The following is a 328-nucleotide window of genomic DNA, read 5'->3' on the forward strand; positions in this document are numbered from 1 at the left end:
TTCATCAAGAACCAGTGTGATGTATTCATCCCCCACTGGCTGTGTTTCAGCCCATTGCAGCAACGTCTGACTGAGACGCTCCATATGCCTGTCACCGGCTCCGGGGCCTTCTTTCCATACCCACCGTTGCACAAGTTCCCGCTCATCGGTTGAGGGACCCAGTGAGGCCACAAAAACAGGCCCTGACTGTCTGGCCACTTCGGCCGCACTGTAGCTTTTTCCTGTCGCAGTATCTCCCTGGATAAAGATAACCGGAGAGTTAGCCAACCTTTCTTTTAAGCGCCTAAGACGGCGCTGCTCCTTGTTGGACTGGTTGATTCTGCTGTGT

The 328-nt window shown here is 53.7% G+C and carries 1 protein-coding gene; it reads right to left on the reverse strand.

All coding sequences use genetic code 11. The features are described 5' to 3' along the window. On the reverse strand, positions 1–328 hold a 328-nt coding region (locus E1189_RS22110), incomplete at both ends, for a hypothetical protein (protein ID WP_196220813.1).

This window comes from Parendozoicomonas verongulae, assembly GCF_009711465.1.
Taxonomy (GTDB): domain Bacteria; phylum Pseudomonadota; class Gammaproteobacteria; order Pseudomonadales; family Endozoicomonadaceae; genus Sansalvadorimonas; species Sansalvadorimonas verongulae.